Raw genomic sequence first — 13,742 nt, 5'->3', positions numbered from 1 at the left:
CGGTCTGTAGGGGGCGCCCCAGGTCAGATCAGGGCGCGCAGCGGTCCCTCGGGCTCGATGCCCATGGAGGTGAGCGCGGAGGCGTGGTAGATCGAGCCGGGGGTGTGGATGGCGTGCTGGAGGCCGACGTGGGCATCGCGCCAGAAGCGCTGCATCACGTTGTGCCGGCGCACCGCGTTCCCGCCGGAGCGGGCGAAGATCTCGTCGACGGCGGCCACCGCGCGCCAGGCGCACCGGGTCTGGTTGCGCCGTATGACTGCCCGGTCATCGAAGGTGATCGGCCCCCCGGCGTCGGCCTTGTCGTACAGCCGGCTGATGCCGTCGAGGAGCTGGATGCGCGAGGCGCCGATCTCGGCGGCCGCCTCCGAGATGGCGGACATGACGTACGGGTCGTCCTTGATCCTCGCGCCCATGGCCGTGACGCGCTCGCGCTGGTAGTCGAGATGGGCGGCGAGCGCGCCCTCGGCGATGCCGACCACGGCCGCGGTGATGCCGAGCGGGAACATCGCCCAGAACGGCAGCCGGTACACGGTGTCCGAGCGGCCCGCGCGTTCCGCCGCCTTCTCGCCCTCGGCGACCTCCGCGCCGTCGATGGTGCGGTAGGCGGGGACGAAGGCTCCGTCCACGACGACGTCCTTGCTGCCGGTTCCGCTCAGGCCGATCACGTCCCAGGAGTCCGGCACGATTGTGTAGTCGGAGCGGGGCAGCACGACGTGCAGCCCCCTCACCGGCTGTTGCGGCCTGCCGTCGGGGCCGCCGACCAGCGCACCGAGGAAGATCCAGTCACAGTGGTCGGTGCCGGAGGAGAAGTTCCAGCGCCCCTTCAAGGTGTAGCCGCCGTCGACCGGCGTGGCGATGCCCTGGGGCGCGTACGGCGAGGCGATCCAGGTGTCGGGGTCGCTGCCCCACACCTCGGTCTGTAGCCTGCGGTCCATCAACGCCATCTCCCACGGGTGCACGCCGCCGACGCCGCACACCCAGCCGGTGGACCCGCAGTGCCGGGCCACTGCCATGACGGCTTCGGCGAAGTCCCGCGGGTGGGCCGCGTAACCGCCGAAGTCCGTCGGCTGCAACAGCCGCATGACCCCCGCCTGACGGATGAGTTTGACGCTCTCGTCCGAGAGCCTGCCCAGGCCCTCCGTCTCCTCGGCCGTCGCCGCAAGGAGCGTCGAGACCTCTTCGACCCGGCGGACCACTTCGTGCGCCATCCACAACCTCCGATCCTCGCCGCGAACCGGCCCTCGCGGTGCCGTCGCCCCGGTCGGCCCGACGCTAGGCGGGGCCGACCCGGACCGCGCACGGGTGCTCCCGGTGACCGGGACCGTCGGCCGTGTGAGGCGGCCGCACGCGGTCCACGACGGCTCGCGGTCCATCCGTCCCGGTCAGCGGGAGCCCGCTTTCCCGGCGCAGCCGTCCGGTTCGCACGATGACGGCCGGGAGCGACGCCCGGGAGCCGACGGGCCGCGACGTCGCCACCGAGTGAAGAGCCACTGCCACGCACACATGGAGGAGCGATGGCAACAGTCGAGTCGGACGACGGTGTCCGTGTCATCGAGGCCGGAGCGCCCCCTACCCGGTACGCGCGGGGCTGGCACTGCCTGGGCCTCGCCGACACGTTCCGGGACGGCAAGCCGCACGCCGTCCAGGCGTTCGGCACCAAACTCGTGGTCTTCGCCGACAGCACCGGCGAACTGAAGGTCCTCGACGGCTACTGCCCGCACATGGGCGGCGACCTGACCCAGGGCACCGTGAAGGGCGACGAGGTCGCCTGCCCCTTCCACGACTGGCGCTGGTCCGGCAACGGTCGCTGCGCGAGCATCCCGTACTCGCGGCGCGTACCCCCGCGAGCGCGGACGAAGGCCTGGCCGGTCCTGGAGCAGAACCGGCAGCTGTTCGTCTACCACGACCCCCAGGGCAACCCGCCGCCGCCCGAACTGGAGATCCCGCGGATCGACGCCGCCTTCTGTGACGAATGGTCGGACTGGACGTGGAACTCGCTCCTGATCGAGGGCTCCCACTGCCGCGAGATCGTGGACAACGTGGTCGACATGGCCCACTTCTTCTACGTGCACTACTCCTTCCCCGTGTACTTCAAGAACGTCTTCGAGGGCCACCTCGCGACCCAGTACATGCGTTCCACCGCCCGTGACGACGTCAGCTTCGGCACGAACTACTCCACGGCCGAGGGCGAGCAGAAGCGCACGAGCCGGTCCGAGGCGACGTACTTCGGACCCTCGTACATGATCGACTGGCTGTACGGCTCCAATGGGCTCATCGACACCGAGACCGTCCTGATCAATTGCCACTACCCGGTGAGCCCGACCGGCTTCGTCCTCCAATGGGGCTGCATCGTCAAGAAGCAGCCGGGCCAGTCGGACGAGGCGGCCCAGCAGATCGCCGCGGCCACCGCCAAGGGCGTCGAGGCCGGCTTCCTCCAGGACGTCGAGATCTGGCGGAACAAGACCAGGATCGACAACCCGCTGCTGTGCGAGGAAGACGGTCCCGTCTATCAACTCAGGCGCTGGTACGAGCAGTTCTACGTCGATGTCGAGGACGTCACCCCGGAGATGACCAACCGCTTCGAGTTCGAGCTGGACACGGACCGCGCCGTGGAGTTCTGGACCCGTGAGGTCGAGGACAACCTCAAGCGCCAGGGCGGCGTGCCGCTCCGACCCGCGTGAGCGTGAGCGAGCGGGCCCCGCTGGCGGACCCGGAAAGGACGTCCCATGTGCACCCCGTGTCGTGCGAGCGCTGCGCCACCACCGTACTGGTGCGCAAGAGCAGCCTGGCGCAGACCTCCGTGCAGTGGCCCGACGGGGCCGAGGGCTGCGTGGAGTTCACCGAAGCCCTCGCCGTCGACGGGCCGCCCAGGACCGCAGTGATCCCGACCTGCACCCGGCTGCGGGCGGCGATCGAACGCGCGGTGAGCGCGGGGGAGCTGGCGGTGGTCGATCAGTGACCGGCCCGATCCGCACGCTGCGCGTGGCCGAGGTGACACCGGAGACGGACGACGCGGTGTCCGTCGCCTTCCACGCCGAGGAGAGCGGCGAACTCCTCTACCGGCCCGGCCAGTTCCTGACCCTGCGTGTTCCGGCGCCGGATGGCTGGGCGGCCCGCTGCTACTCGCTGTCCAGCGCTCCGGGGGACGCCCGCCCGACCGTCACGGTCAAACGGGTGCCCGGCGGCGTGGCGTCGAACTGGATCTGCGACCGGCTCCGCCCCGGTGACACGATCGACGTGCTGCCCCCGGCCGGCCGGTTCACGCCCGCGCCCGGCCACCGCGACCTGCTGCTGTTCGCGGCGGGCAGCGGCATCACCCCGGTGATGTCGATCCTGCGGGCGCGGGCCCGCGAGGGCGGGAAGGCCGTGCTGGTGTACGCCAACCGCGACGAACGGTCGGTGATCTTCGCGGCCGGACTGCGGCGCCTGACCGAGGAGTATCCGGACCGGATCCAGGTGGTCCACTGGCTGGAGACGCTTTACGGCCTGCCCGACGCGAACCGGCTGGCGGCCCTGGTCCGCTCCTGGGCCGGGGCCGACGCCGCGATGCTCTGCGGACCGGCCCCCTTCATGCGGGTGTCGGACGAGGCGCTTCGGCAGCTGGGAATGGACCGGGCCAGGGTGCTGACCGAGGAGTATCGGTCGCTCGCGTCGGACCCGTTCGTGAGCCTGGCCGCGGCGCCTCAGGAGCCGCCCTCCGACCAGGCGGGCGCCACGACCGTGACCGTCGAGCTCGACGGTGAGCGGCGGACGTTCCCGTGGCCGGCCCGCACCACCCTGCTCGACCTGCTGCGCGCCCAGGACCTCGACGCCCCGTTCTCCTGCCGGGAGGGCGCGTGCAGCGCCTGCGCCTGCCGGGTCGTCGACGGCGAGGTGAAGCTGCTGCGCAACACCGTGCTGGAAGACGAAGACCTCGCCGAGGGTTACGTCCTGGCCTGCCAGGCGGTACCGCTCACGGAACACGTCGAGGTCGTCTACGACTGAGCCGACCGGCTCACCGCCCACCGAAGGAGGTCCGATGCTGCCCAGCGTGAACGCGACGGTGTTCCGCACCGCCCTGGGGCAGTTCGCCACCGGAGTCACCGTGATCACCGGCCTCGACGGCGACGATCAGCTCGGCCTGGCCTGCCAGGCGTTCTCGTCGCTGTCCCTCGACCCGCCCCTGGTGCTGTTCTGCCCGGGGCGGGCCTCCACGAGTTGGCCGCGCATCCGCCGCTCCGGCCGCTTCGGGGTCAACGTCCTGGCCGAGGACCAGCGCGAGGTCTGTGAGGCGTTCGGCAGCACGTCCGCGCCCAAGTTCGACGCGGTCGGCTCCCGCCGCACGCCCGGTGGGACCGTCGTGCTCGACGGCGTCCTGGCGTGGCTCGGCTGCACGATCGAGGCCGTGTACGACGGCGGCGACCACGACATCGTCGTGGGCCGGGTGCGGGAGCTACGCGTCGAGCGGCAGGACGGACCTCTGCTCTATTTCCGGGGCGGCCACGACGTACCGGTTGCGGCGCTCACACCGAGCCGACGCTGAGCGCGTGTGCCCATGCCCCGCTCAGGCCCCGTAGACCGGGGCCTGAGCGGGTGCTTCGGTGAGCATCTCCCGCACGGCCGGGCCGACCTCGGCGGGAGACCAGCGGCGCTCGCGGACCCGCCGCGGCCCGTGCTGCCAGCCGTCGGCGACGCTGATCACACCCCCCTCGGCCTCGAAGACCCGCCCGGTGACCTCGCCCGAGTCGGCGGAGGCCAGCCACACGACGAGCGGCGAGACATTGCCCGGGTGCATGGCGTCGAAGCCGGACTCCGGCACGCGCATCTTCTCGGCGAACGCCCCGACCGCCTCGGTCATCGGGGTGCGGGCGGAAGGGGCGATCGCGTTCACCGTGACGCCGTACCGGGCCAGTTCGGCGGCCGCGATCACAGTGAGCGTGGTGATGCCGGCCTTCGCGGCACCGTAGTTGCCCTGGCCGACGCTGCCCATCAGCCCGGCGCCGGAACTGGTGTTGACGATGCGGGCGTCCACCGGGTGGCCCTGCTTGCTCCGCTCGCGCCAGTACGCGGCGGCGTGCCGCAGCGGTGCGGCGTGCCCCTTGAGGTTGACCTTCAGGACCAGGTCCCACTCGGCCTCGGTCATGGACACCAGCATCCGGTCGCGGTTGATGCCCGCGTTGTTCACCAGCGCGTCCAGGGTGCCGAACCTGCTGATGGCACCGCCGATCAGCTCCTTTGCGTAACCCCAGTCGCTGACGTCGCCGAGATCGGCGACAGCGGTGCCACCAGCCGCGTTGATCTCCTCGGCCACGGCCTTCGCCGACTCGCCGAGGTCGTTGACCACAACCAGGGCCCCCTCCGCGGCCAGCGCGAGGGCGTGTTCGCGGCCCAGACCCTGGCCCGCTCCGGTCACGACGACGACCCGGTCCCGACAGATTCCGCTCACGTTACCGCTCCTTCGCTGACAATGCCGGCCGCGTCGGCGAGACCGAGCCGCCGCGCGATGAACTCCCGGTGCTCCGCCGGGCCGCCCCAGTCCGCCGCCAGCGCCCAGGCCCGCTTGGCGTACAGGTGGAGGTCGTACTCGGTGGTGTAGCCCATGGCACCGTGGCACTGGATCGCCGTACGGGCCGCCTCGCGGGCCGCGTCCGAGGCGAGCACCTTGGCCATCGACGTACGCACGGCTGCCTCCGGATCCCCGGCCGCCTGCGCCCAGCCCGCCGCGAGGACCGCCGGGCGGGCGAACCGCACCGCCAGCTCCACGTCGGCCAGGGCGTGCTTGACCGCCTGGAACGAGCCGACCGGTACCCCGAACTGGTGGCGCTGCTGGACGTAGGTCACGGTCAGTTCGAGCATCCGTTCACTGAGCCCGACCAGCAGGGCGGACGTGGCCAGCACACCGCGTCGCCGTGCGACGGCCAGTGCCTCCGGCCCTTCGGCCAGCAACAGTCCTCCGCCGACTCGGGGGGCGACCCGGGCCGACCCACGGGAGCCGTCTACCGAGTCGAGCGGTTCGATGTGCACCTCGTCGCGGGTGAACAGCCGCAACCTGTCGTGGTCCAGTACGGCGATCAGATCGGCGCGGGCGGCGAAGGGGACCGGGGCGTCGGAGCTGAGGGAAACCGTGAGAAGCGCTGATCCGTCCAGCACAGAGGACAGTTGGGGCGCTTCGGCGGCGGCCAGCAGCGGAGCGCCCACGGCCACCGTCTCCGCGGCGGGCACCGGAAGGCCACTGCGGCCCAGGGCCTCCATCAGCGGGGGCAAGGCATTCTCGTCGAGTCCGAGGCCGCCCGGACCCTCGGGGACCAGGGTGGCGGTGATCCCGACCTGGGCGAGGGTGCGCCACACGGCGTCGAGGTCTTCGGTACGGCCGCCGGGCCAGCCGGCCCTGATCTGCTCGGAGCCCGCCCGCTTGGCCAGTATTTCGCCGGCCGCCTCGGCAAGGGCCGTGTCCTGTTCGGCTACGGCGAAGCGCATCGCTTCCGGTCACCTCCTCGGCAGGCCGAGCAGCCGCTCGGCGACGATGTTGCGCTGGATCTCGTTCGACCCGGCGTAGATGGGGCCTGCCAGGGAGAAGAGGAAGCCGCGGCTCCATGGGCCGTCCAACTCGGCTTCCGGCCCCAGCAGGTCGACGGCTGTCTCGTGCAGGGCGATGTCGAGCTGGGACCAGAACAGCTTGTTCAGGCTGGACTCCGCGCCGACCTGCCGTCCCTCGACGATCGAGGTGACCTGCTCCAGGGTGAACAGCTCGTACGCCTGCGCCTCGATCCACGACTGCACGACCCGGTCCCGGTGTGCCCCCGGCCCCTTCGCCCGCGCCAGGTCGAGCAGCCGGTCGGCGGAGTGCAGGAAGCGGCCGGGGGAGCGCAGGGTCAGCCCGCGCTCGGACCCGGTCGTCGCCATGGCCACCCGCCAGCCCTCCCCGACCTCGCCGAGCACGTCGGCGTCGGGGACGAAGACGTCGTCGAGGAACACGTCGGCGAACCCCTCGTCGCCGTCGAGGCGTTCGAAGCCCCGGACCGTGACACCGGGGGCGTCCAGGGGGAGGAGGAAGTAGGTGAGGCCGCGGTGGCGTCCGGCGTCCGGGTCGGTGCGGAAGAGGCCGAACAGGTGGGTGCAGAAGGCCCCGCGGGTCGTCCAGGTCTTCTGGCCGGTCAGTCGCCAGCCGTCGGCGGCCTCGTCGCGGACCGCGCGGCTGCGGGTGGCGGCCAGGTCGCTGCCGGCCCCGGGCTCCGACCAGCCCTGCGCCCACAGGTCCTGGGCGGCGGCCATCCGCGGCAGGATGCGGCGCTGCTGCTCCTCGGTACCGAAAGCGAAGAGGGTGGGAGCCAGCAGGAAGATGCCGTTCTGCGTGACCCTGGCGGGAGCGCCGGCGCGGTAGTACTCGTCTTCGAAGATCAGCCACTGCCACAGGGACGCGTCCCGACCGCCGTACTCCTCGGGCCAGGACACGACCGACCAGCGGGCCTCGAAAAGCGCGCGCTCCCACTCCAGGTGGGCGGCGAACCCCTCACGGGTGTCGCCCGACGGGAGCGGGTTCTTCGGTACGTTGCGCGCGAGCCATTCCCGTGCCTCCTCGCGGAACGCCTCCTCCTCGGGACTCCAGGTGAGGTCCATCGCCTATGCCTCCCCGCTCCGTCCGAAGCTGTCCCGGACCTGGTGCGCCACGCCGGAGAGGTTGATCTCGAAGGTGAAGCCCTGCTCGTAGCGGTAACTGCGCTTGACGTCCCACAGGTCGATGCCGTTGAAGGCCTCCTTGGCGGCGCGGATCACCGCCGGATTCTTTTCGGCGATCTCGCGCGCGACGTCGAGGGCCCGCTCGCGCAACCGGTCGTTCGATACGACGTCCAGGACGGATCCGAAGGCGTGCAGTTCGGCGGCGCTCGCGGTGGCGCAGGTGTACATCATGGCGCGGGCCTTGTGCTGGGGGACGAGCCGGGACAGGTGCGTTGCGGCGCCCAGCGCGCCGCGGTCCACCTCGGGCAGCCCGAAGTAGGCGTCCTCGGACGCGACGATCACATCCGAGTTGCCGACCAGACCGATTCCGCCGCCCAGGCAGAAGCCGTGCACCGCGGAGACGACCGGCACCGCGCAGTCGTAGATGGCGGCGAAGGCGGCGAAGCAGCCGCGGTTCACGCCGATAATGGCGGTGTGGCCGCTGTCGGCCTGGAGTTCCTTGATGTCCACGCCGGCGTTGAAGCCGCGGCCTTCGGCGCGCAGCAGCACCACCCGCACGTCCGGGTCGGCGCCGAGTCGCCCGATCGTCGCCGCCAGCCGGTACCAGCCCGCCACCGGCAGGGCGTTGACCGGTGGGCAGTCGACGACGACCTCGGCGATGCCGCGCTCGTCGACGGCGGTCCTGATGAATTCGGGGCCCATACGATCTCCTGGTGCCACGGGCGGCGGCGCGGACCGGTCGGTGGCGGTCACCGCTCGGCTCCGGCGTTGGTCAGGCGGGTGAGGACGGCGTCGGCCTCGGCGATGATGCGCTCGATGAGCTCCTTGCAGCTGGGCAGGTCCTCGATCACGCCCACCACCTGCCCGGAGGCCAGGGTGCCCAGGTCCGTTCTGCCGTCGACCATGCTGGCGCGCAGCATCATCGGGGTGTTCGCCGCCATCAGTACCTGGGACCAGCCCAGGCCGTGGCCGCGGCGCATGGCGAGCCCCTCGCGGACCATGTCGGGCCACGGGATGCCGGACACCTTCCGGAAGGCGATCGCGTGCCGCAGCGAACGGGCGAGGCGAGCCGGTGCCCGTTCCTTCAGCAGCCGTTCCACCGGCGCGGTGCGCAGCACGCGCTGCGGGATGCCGTCGAGGACCGGGGTGACGACGGTGTCGGTGACTCCGCGCCCCAGGTACTCGGCCTTGACCGAGTCGCGCACGATGCTGTCGCTGGTCAGCAGGAAGCGGGTGCCCATCGCGATACCCACGGCGCCCTGCGCGAGCGCGGCGACCAGTCCGCGGCCGTCCCGGAAGCCGCCGGCCGCGATGACCGGGATGTCGACCGCGTCCACGATCTGGGGGACCAGGATCGAGGTCGGCACGCCGCCGGTGTGGCCGCCGCCTTCGCCGCCCTGCACGACGACGGCGTCCACCCCCCACGCCTGAACCTTCTCGGCGTGACGGCGGGCGCCGATGGACGGGATGACGACCAGACCGGAGTCCTTCAGCTTGCGGATGACGTATTCGTTGGGCGCCAGCGCGAAGGACGCGATCTTCACACCCTCGCGCACCAGGAGGTCTCCGCGCTCCAGGACGTCGGGCGCGTCACCTCGCATGTTCACACCGAACGGCGCGTCGGTGCGCTCCCGGACGGCGCGGATCGCGTCGCGGGTCTGCTCCAGGGTGAGGGTCGCACTGGCCAGGATGCCCAGGCCGCCGGCCGCCGCGGTGGCCGCGGTGAGCTCGGGGCCGGAGACATATCCCATACCGGTCTGCACGATCGGGTAGCGGACGCCGACCAGGTCGCACAGGGGTGTGTGCAGGGCGGGGTGGATGGGGGCGGTCATGCCGAGTCTCCCTGGAAGCGGATCCGGCCCCCGGACAGCACAATTTCGCCCGCCCGCGCGACCTCGAAGGCGGCTCGGTCCCCGTCCTGCCAGGCGGTGATGTCGAGCGTGTCACCCGGCAGGACCGGTGCGGCGAACCGACCCTCCAACTCGGCCAGTTCGGCGGGGTGGGCGCCGAGGGCGTCGGCGAGCCGCAGTGCGGTGCCGGCCAGGGTGCACAGTCCGTGCAGGATCGGGCGCGGCTGCCCGATGGCCGCGGCGGCTGTGGGGTCGATGTGGATGAGGTGCCGGTCCCCGGTGAGCCGGTACAGGGCCGCCTGGGCGGGAATGGTCTCCAACCGCACCCGGTGGGTGGGGACTTGCTCGGGTGCGGACGGACGGCCCGGCCCCCGCACGCCGCCGAATCCGCCGCGGCCCGGGGCGAAGACCGACCACACCGCGTGGAAGTACGCGCTGTCCACCGCCACGTCGAACACCGCGGCCCCACCCTTGTCCCACACCTCGGCAACGGTGGCCGAGCACGTCACCTCACCGGACGGTGGCAGCGGCTTGTGGACCGTCAGTCGCTGTGCGCCGTGCAGCGCGGCGGCGTCGCCGAAAGCCCCCCGGCTCGCCAGCACGTCCGGTGCCCATTGGGCGAGGGTCAGGGCGAAGGTGGGCAGTACGCGCAGTTCGCGTTCGAAGACCAGGTCCAGGTCGTCGACCGGGTGGGCGCCCACGGCCAGGGCGTAGAGCATCGCGTCCCGCTCGTCGTACGAGACCGCCCTGCTGCCGAGTTCACGGCCCCGCCATCGGCCGGCCGGCTCCAGTTCCTGCTGGTCCATCGCACCCTCTCCCAATCAAGCGCTCGCTTGGTTGATGGAGCGTAGGGAACGAGCTCGGCACGAGTCAATGGCGCCGCCGCCAGGTCGGTGAGCGCCCCCGGCTCCCGCCCGGCTCCCGCTCAGCGAGATCCGTCGATGCCTCCGCCCGGACGTGCACGGTAGGGAGGTGCGGTGGAGAAGGGAGCCGGAGATGCGGATCGCTCTGGAGCGTCGGCACAACCCCCGCCGGACGAGACGGGGACCTTCGGCGGTCGGCGCGCCAGGGCGGTCGGCATGACCGCGCGACCGCTGCGCGCCGCCGGGGTCCGCGAGTGGGCTGATGAGGCCGAGGTCGTGGTCGTCGGATACGGCGTCGCCGGAGCGGCCGCCGCGATCGGCGCCGCGGCCGAGGGCGCGGACGTGCTCGTCGTGGAACACACCGGGGGCTGGGGCGGCGCCGCCGCCCTCGCGGGCGGATTCATCTACCTCGGCGGCGGCACCGGACTGCAACGGGCCTGCGGATTCCACGACACCCCGGAGGCCATGCACCGTTTCCTGACCGCGGCCATGGGCCCCGCGGCCGACGCCGCGAAGATCGCGGTCTACGCCGAGCGCAGCGTCGAACACTTCGACTGGCTGGTGCGGTGCGGAGTACCGTTCCGCGCGGCCTTCTTCGACCGGCCGGCGTGGGAGCCTCCCGGGGACGAGGGGCTGATGTACTCCGGCGGGGAGAACGCGCACCCGTTCGCCGACATCGCCCCGCCCGCGCCCCGCGGACACCTGCCGCGGATGGCGGACAAACGCACCGGCGAACGCGGCGCCGGATACCTGCTCATGCTGCACCTGGCCACCACCGCCGAGGAGTCCGGCGCCCGCGTCCGCTACGACACCCGCTTCCAGCGGCTCGTCGTGGCCGACGACGGACGGGTGTGCGGGGTGATCGCCCGCGGCCTCGGCGAAGAGGTGGCGATCCGGGCGCGGCGCGGTGTCGTGCTCGCGGCCGGAGGCTTCACCTACGACGCCGACATGATCGCCCGGCACGTTCCGGCGCTCAGCGGGCGGCCCGGCTCGGCCGTGGAGCAGCACGACGGCCGCGCGATCCGCGCCGCTCAGGCCCTCGGTGCGGACGTCGCCCACCTGTGGTCCTGCGAGGCCGCCGTCCACACCGACCCCGGCCTGATGATCCGGGGGATCGTGGTCAATGCCAGGGGCGAGCGCGTGATCAACGAGGACACGTACCCGGGCCGGATCGGCCAGGAACTGCTGATGCGCCACGGCAGCCAGGGCTTCGCCGTCGTCGACGAGGAGGGCGCCGAGGCCGCGACGGCCGGCCGGGCGCCGTCGGCGACGCTGCCACCGCCCCAGCCCCGCTGGGTGAGCGACGACCCGGCCGAACTGGAGGAGGCCATGGAGGTGCCGTCCGGCGCGCTGGCGGCGACGCTCGCCCTGTACAACCGGCACGCCGCAGAGGGCCACGACCCGGTGCACCACAAGGCGGCCGCGTGGGTACGGCCGCTGCGCCCGCCCTACGGCGTCTACGACCTGCGCGGCCAGACGTCCGGGTTCACCCTCGGCGGGCTGCGCACCGACGTCGACGGCGCCGTCCTCGACGTCGACGGCGAGCCGATCGCGGGCCTGTACGCGGCGGGCCGTACGACCGCCGGTGTCGCCGCTGGCGGGTACGCCAGCGGCATCTCCCTGGGCGACGGGAGCTTCTTCGGCCGCAGAGCCGGACGGGCGGCGGCGCGACGGTGACACACCAGGCGCGGTGGCGCTCGTCGTGCGGAGACACGTCAGGAGAGGGGAAAGGGGAGACGATGGCGGGATCGGCCGAGGTGTTCGGCGGCGGCACAGCGGTGATCACCGGCGCGGCCGCCGGTGTGGGAGCGGGACTCGCCCGGCACGCCGCACTGGCGCTCGGGATGAACGTCGTGCTCGCCGATGTCGACGAGACCGCTCTGGAGCGGACGTGTTCGGATATAACGGACGACGGCGGACGCGCTACCCCCGCGGTCGTCGACGTACGGGACGCGGCCGCCGTACAGAATCTGGCGGACCGCGTGACCAAGGAGTCGGGGCCGCTCCGCCTGCTCGTCAACAACGCGGGCGTGCTCCAGTTCGGCTACCTCTGGGACACCCCGGTGGTCAACTGGGAACGTCTCGTGGCGATCAACATCAACGGTGTCTTCCACGGCATCCGGGCCTTCATGCCCCACCTGTTGACCCAGTCCGAACCGGCGTGGGTCCTGAACATGGCGTCCATCGGCGCCGTCACCGCGTGGCCGCTACAGACGCCGTACATCATGAGCAAGCACGCCGTCCTCTCCATGACCGAGTGCCTGCACCAGGAGGTCGCCCTGGCCGGCGCCCGGCACATCCACGTGAGCGCCGTGCTGCCCGGGGCCGTGACCTCCCGCATCTTCGACGACGCGGGCGGGGTCGACAGCGGCGACCTGACCGCCGCCGAACAAGAGCGGGAGGCCATGTTCCAGGTCCGTGAGCGGGCCATCAGCCCGCAGGAGGCGGCCGAGACCATCCTGCAACAGGCCGCGGACGGCGAGTTCTACATCGTCACCCAGCCCGGATCGGTCCTGGCCGCCATGCGCGCCCGCGCGGAACAACTGGCCGCGCGGCGGTCGCCGGCCGCCGCCCGCAGCCGCTTCACCGCCCCGCGGCCGAAGTGAACCAGCCCCGCCCGCCGCGCACCCGCGTCACGAGGAGATGACCACGCCATGACGTCGCCGAACACCGCGCCCGAGCGCACACCGGCAGCGACCGTACCCCTGCCCAGCACGAGCCTGGGCCACCTCGCCCTCCACTTCCGGCCGGGCGAGCGGGCCCTCGCGACCCGGTTCTTCGAACTGCTCGGCGCCCGGGTCCAGGAGTTCCCCAACCAGTTCTCCGACGAACCGCTGTACGTCATCGCGATGGACCGGGACACCCCGGCCCGCGCCGACAACATCGTCTACCTCTTCGCGCTGAAGCCCGCCCAGCTCGAACTGGAGGCCGTCATCGCGAAGCAACTGGGCCTCGGCACCCACGCCCCGCACCCGGCGCTGACCGCCTTCCTCGACCAGCGGGCCCAATGGCCGGAGTCGTACCTGCACTTCGGCCTCCACTACGGCCGGCTGGAGGACCTGGAGGCCGCGGTGACCGGGCTGCACGCGGAGATGGCATCGAAGGCCGAGTTCGGCTCCCGCATCCAGGGCATGCAGATTCTCAAGGCCCGTGGCGAGGACGGCGACCGGGAGATCGACGAGCGCATGGCGGCCTCCGAGGTGTTCTCCCGGACGGAGGAGTACGCCTACGGGCGGCACGGCGTCCAGGTACACATCCGCACCGATCTGTTCGCCACGGGGCTCAGCCTGTTCGGCTCGGTGGTGGAGCTGGACTTCGTCTTCACCGGTCCGGGCCGCGAGCGCAACGCGTTCAACTCACCCATTTCCTAGCC

Annotated in this window: 14 protein-coding genes; 7 read left to right on the top strand and 7 right to left on the bottom strand. The window is 72.0% G+C overall.

Features of this window, described 5'->3' with window-relative positions:
• Window positions 1–23 precede the first annotated feature (23 nt).
• Window positions 24–1,208, bottom strand: a complete 1,185-nt coding sequence (locus ACJX2R_RS00895) for an acyl-CoA dehydrogenase family protein (protein WP_413098272.1) — start codon at window positions 1,206–1,208, stop codon at window positions 24–26.
• A gap of 306 nt (window positions 1,209–1,514) precedes the next feature.
• Here ACJX2R_RS00895 and ACJX2R_RS00890 point away from each other — a divergent pair, with 306 nt between their 5' ends.
• The 4 genes from ACJX2R_RS00890 to ACJX2R_RS00875 are packed head-to-tail and all read left to right on the top strand — an operon-like array spanning window position 1,515 to window position 4,522.
• A complete protein-coding gene (locus ACJX2R_RS00890) occupies window positions 1,515–2,681 on the top strand; it encodes a Rieske 2Fe-2S domain-containing protein (RefSeq protein ID WP_413098271.1) in 1,167 nt (388 codons plus the stop codon).
• A 47-nt stretch (window positions 2,682–2,728) separates the two neighbouring features.
• Window positions 2,729–2,959, top strand: coding sequence for a ferredoxin (locus ACJX2R_RS00885; RefSeq protein WP_413098270.1), 231 nt, complete (start codon window positions 2,729–2,731; stop codon window positions 2,957–2,959).
• Window positions 2,956–3,984 (top strand): 2Fe-2S iron-sulfur cluster-binding protein, encoded by a 1,029-nt coding sequence (locus tag ACJX2R_RS00880; RefSeq protein ID WP_413098269.1) that lies wholly within the window; start codon window positions 2,956–2,958, stop codon window positions 3,982–3,984. The genes ACJX2R_RS00885 and ACJX2R_RS00880 overlap by 4 nt, the downstream gene beginning before the upstream one ends.
• Before the next feature lie 34 nt (window positions 3,985–4,018).
• Window positions 4,019–4,522: a flavin reductase family protein gene (locus ACJX2R_RS00875; protein ID WP_413098268.1), complete on the top strand. Its 504-nt coding sequence runs from the start codon at window positions 4,019–4,021 to the stop codon at window positions 4,520–4,522.
• 21 nt (window positions 4,523–4,543) lie between these two features.
• On the opposite strand, the gene ACJX2R_RS00870 is transcribed toward ACJX2R_RS00875, so the two are convergent.
• The 6 genes from ACJX2R_RS00870 to ACJX2R_RS00845 are packed head-to-tail and all read right to left on the bottom strand — an operon-like array spanning window position 4,544 to window position 10,312.
• Window positions 4,544–5,425, bottom strand: coding sequence for an SDR family oxidoreductase (locus ACJX2R_RS00870; RefSeq protein ID WP_413098267.1), 882 nt, complete (start codon window positions 5,423–5,425; stop codon window positions 4,544–4,546).
• On the bottom strand, window positions 5,422–6,456 hold the full coding sequence (locus ACJX2R_RS00865; protein WP_413098266.1) for an acyl-CoA dehydrogenase family protein: 1,035 nt from the start codon (window positions 6,454–6,456) through the stop codon (window positions 5,422–5,424). Before ACJX2R_RS00865 ends, ACJX2R_RS00870 begins: the two co-directional genes overlap by 4 nt.
• Before the next feature lie 9 nt (window positions 6,457–6,465).
• Complete coding sequence (locus tag ACJX2R_RS00860) at window positions 6,466–7,596, bottom strand: acyl-CoA dehydrogenase family protein (protein ID WP_413098265.1); 1,131 nt, start codon at window positions 7,594–7,596, stop codon at window positions 6,466–6,468.
• Window positions 7,597–7,599: 3 nt separating this feature from the next.
• Complete coding sequence (locus ACJX2R_RS00855; protein WP_413098264.1) at window positions 7,600–8,358, bottom strand: enoyl-CoA hydratase family protein; 759 nt, start codon at window positions 8,356–8,358, stop codon at window positions 7,600–7,602.
• Window positions 8,359–8,405: 47 nt separating this feature from the next.
• Window positions 8,406–9,488, bottom strand: coding sequence for an NAD(P)H-dependent flavin oxidoreductase (locus tag ACJX2R_RS00850; protein ID WP_413098263.1), 1,083 nt, complete (start codon window positions 9,486–9,488; stop codon window positions 8,406–8,408).
• On the bottom strand, window positions 9,485–10,312 hold the full coding sequence (locus tag ACJX2R_RS00845; protein WP_413098262.1) for a MaoC/PaaZ C-terminal domain-containing protein: 828 nt from the start codon (window positions 10,310–10,312) through the stop codon (window positions 9,485–9,487). The genes ACJX2R_RS00850 and ACJX2R_RS00845 overlap by 4 nt, the downstream gene beginning before the upstream one ends.
• 273 nt (window positions 10,313–10,585) lie before the next feature.
• Here ACJX2R_RS00845 and ACJX2R_RS00840 point away from each other — a divergent pair, with 273 nt between their 5' ends.
• The 3 genes from ACJX2R_RS00840 to ACJX2R_RS00830 all read left to right on the top strand — a co-directional run bounded on the left by ACJX2R_RS00840 (window position 10,586) and on the right by ACJX2R_RS00830 (window position 13,740).
• Window positions 10,586–12,046: an FAD-dependent oxidoreductase gene (locus ACJX2R_RS00840; RefSeq protein ID WP_413098261.1), complete on the top strand. Its 1,461-nt coding sequence runs from the start codon at window positions 10,586–10,588 to the stop codon at window positions 12,044–12,046.
• A gap of 62 nt (window positions 12,047–12,108) precedes the next feature.
• Complete coding sequence (locus tag ACJX2R_RS00835) at window positions 12,109–12,975, top strand: SDR family NAD(P)-dependent oxidoreductase (protein WP_413098260.1); 867 nt, start codon at window positions 12,109–12,111, stop codon at window positions 12,973–12,975.
• 48 nt (window positions 12,976–13,023) lie between these two features.
• On the top strand, window positions 13,024–13,740 hold the full coding sequence (locus ACJX2R_RS00830) for a hypothetical protein (RefSeq protein ID WP_413098259.1): 717 nt from the start codon (window positions 13,024–13,026) through the stop codon (window positions 13,738–13,740).
• Window positions 13,741–13,742 lie beyond the last annotated feature (2 nt).

Source organism: Streptomyces sp. Inha503, from assembly GCF_047215865.1.
Classification (GTDB): domain Bacteria; phylum Actinomycetota; class Actinomycetes; order Streptomycetales; family Streptomycetaceae; genus Streptomyces; species Streptomyces lycopersici.
This window is presented reverse-complemented; position numbering and strand designations above follow the sequence as displayed.